This is a genomic window from Wolbachia endosymbiont of Onchocerca gibsoni, assembly GCF_029169405.1.
Taxonomy (GTDB): domain Bacteria; phylum Pseudomonadota; class Alphaproteobacteria; order Rickettsiales; family Anaplasmataceae; genus Wolbachia.
Genome location: NZ_JABUMP010000001.1, coordinates 507204 through 510097 on the forward strand (window position 1 = coordinate 507204; position 2894 = coordinate 510097).

Sequence of the window (2894 nt, forward strand, 5' to 3'; positions counted from 1 at the left end):
AATGAATGTGATAATAGCCCTGCGCTTTTATATAAACAAAATTTCCTGTAAAAATACATCTATTGTTCTCTACATATTTAGTTTCCGGAAAGCTAGTTGCGATCAACTCTGCACTATTGAGAAAAAATCTATTTACTCTTCCTAAAACTGTATTTTGTTCATGTAAAATTATAGGTATAGAGAGAATTTTTGCAGCAAGAAGAGTTGGAAAAGAGGCATAGCTACCAAAACCAACAACTAGCTTTGGCTTTAGTTTTTTTATTTGATACAGTGCTAACACAAAGCTATATGTTAATAAAAAGAAAAATTTAAATCTATTATTACTTGGCTTACATAATGGCAGGGTATAGCTTTCTATATCTGTATTTTTATCTATTTTTTTATTAGTAAACAATATACAACTGTACCCTTGCAATTTTAGTGCTTTTGCCAAGGTCATAGCTGGGAAAATGTGTCCACCTGTTCCGCCTGTTGCGAGGATAACATCCATCTGTGTATAGTACATTGATACTAGATTATTAACTATAATTTAATAATTTGCACGTAGAATTTTATTAGGCTTTATAATAGAAAGATAGGAAGAAAAGTACTTAACAACAATAGTAAAAAAGAAATTAACAAAAAAATAAACCTCGAGAATAGAAAACAAAACAGAGAAGATTTATCGGATTGCTAAAAACACAATAAAAGTATTTTTAATTTAGATGTTGATCTACCTCAGTAGGAACAGCATAAAAATGGAAAACACTAACTGAAGTAACAAGATTTAGATAATACAGGAAAAAGCTCAGGAATATCTTAATCTAAAAATAAAGCTTAAAGTGAAAGTAGCAGAGCTGAAGAGCTAAAAGAAAGACGATAGAGACCTAACTCTGATAATCAATCAGTCATAACTAAAGTACATAGAAATCTTCCGTTTAAGGACTTTNCAGCTCTAAAGCAACGGAACATTAACTCAACTATTCAGCGACTCATTATCTGCAGCAAGTACTGACTCATGCATCATTTCCGAAATAGTTGGGTGAGGAAAAATCGTAGATTTTATATCAAGATCTGTTACTTCTATCTGCTTTGCAAGGACAAAACTGCTAATTAACTCTGTTACTTCTGCTCCTAACAGGTGAGCTCCAAGGAGCTCACCTGTTCTTTTATCTATCACTGTTTTCACTAACCCATCAGTCTCGCCGAGCACAATAGATTTACTGCTAAAATTAGAATGAAATTTCCCTATCTTTATATCATATCCATCTTTGATTGCTTGTTCCTCAGTTAGACCAACACTCGCTATTTGCGGATAAGAGTAAGTACAATTTGGTACGCACTCTTTTTTTAATACGTGGACATCTTTACCAGCAATCTTTTCAACGCAAACCATAGCTTCACGACTTGCTTTATGTGCTAAACATGGCGGGCCAGCTACGTCACCTATTGCATATACATTCGGTTCACACGTTTCATACCATTCATTTGTTTCAATAAAGCCAGAAGGACTTAATTTAACTTTTGTATTCTCTAAACCTATATTTTCAGTATTTGCCTGAACTCCAACTGCAACAATTACTTTATCGAATTCTTTATTTTTACCGCTACTTAGCTGCACTTGAACAGAGCCTTTATTTTTAGTTATAGTCTTTACACTATTGTTTGTATATATTTTTATTCCCTGTCTCATAAATATTTCTTGTGCTAAACCTGAAATATCCTTATCTTCCAACGGCAAAATAGTGTTTTTTGCTTCTATAATTGAGACATCAACTCCCAAAGTACTACAGAAACTCGCAAATTCTATCCCAATTGCACCAGATCCTATAATTAACAACGACTTTGGTAACTTGTCTAGAGCTATAGCATGCTGAGCATTCCATATTAAGTCTCCATCTACTTCTATTCCAGGCAGATTTCGTGCTCTTACACCTGTTGCTAAAATAATACGCTTAGAAGAAATCTCGTGTTCTCCACCACTACTAGAAATCTTTATAGTACGATTACCTACAAGTTTACCAAAACCCTGATAGACTTTTATATTGTTTTTTCTCATTAAATATGCAATACCGCTCGACAGTTTATTAACAATATTTTTTGAGTATTTCACTATCGATTGTATATCAAAACTCACATTCTTCACTTTTATACCAAATTCCTCCGCTCTTTTTATGAGCCTATAGGCTTCGGATGCCCTAAGTAACGATTTAGTCGGTATACATCCCCAATTTAAGCATATACCACCTAAATTTTTTTCTTTTTCAACAACTGCAGTTTTAAACCCAAGCTGCACTGCTCTAATTGCTGCTATATAGCCGCCAGGGCCACCACCTACAACTGCTATATCATATTCATCCACTGTTTTTTCATATTCAAAGACTATGTATAGCAGATGAAACCAGTGTAATCAATGGCGTCACTTTCTACCATCCAAATAGCTAATTAGTATTCAGATTCCTTCAGTTATAAGAGCAGGATTAAAAACTGCTGAAATAACTCCGCCAGTCTCTTTATCATGATAACAAGAGCATTTAGTTATCTTTAATCTGAATAAATTGAACAACGAAAGTATTAGATAGCTGTGTCTTACATCTAATTTTATATGCTATATGTACTTTATATCTAGTTTCAGGATTTTACTATATAATGAAGCACACTTATAAAGTAGTTAAGACAGTATAGAACATCAGCTTACAAGATCAGAAAATAACTAGCTATTACAGGATTTCTCTTATCTTCTTTCTTTATTTAGTAAATCTCCTAATATTTATAGTTAATGATTATATAAACGTTGCAATTACAAAATCAATCCCTACTAATAAGGTGTCATCTAAGCACTTCTATCACGCCATTCCAGTTGTTCTTATATATACTTCTAAGTAAACACAATAGAGTTCTATACATAGGTATCA

The 2894-nt window shown here is 32.9% G+C and carries 2 protein-coding genes; both read right to left on the reverse strand.

Annotated elements, in window-relative coordinates:
* A partial coding sequence (locus HSX44_RS01935) for a UDP-N-acetylglucosamine--N-acetylmuramyl-(pentapeptide) pyrophosphoryl-undecaprenol N-acetylglucosamine transferase (RefSeq protein ID WP_275602070.1) occupies nucleotides 1-490 on the reverse strand: 490 nt, incomplete at its 3' end.
* Between the two features lie 465 nt (nucleotides 491-955).
* Entirely contained in the window at nucleotides 956-2341 is a 1386-nt protein-coding gene (lpdA, locus tag HSX44_RS01940; RefSeq protein WP_275602072.1) for a dihydrolipoyl dehydrogenase, read from the reverse strand.
* Nucleotides 2342-2894: the final 553 nt, after the last annotated feature.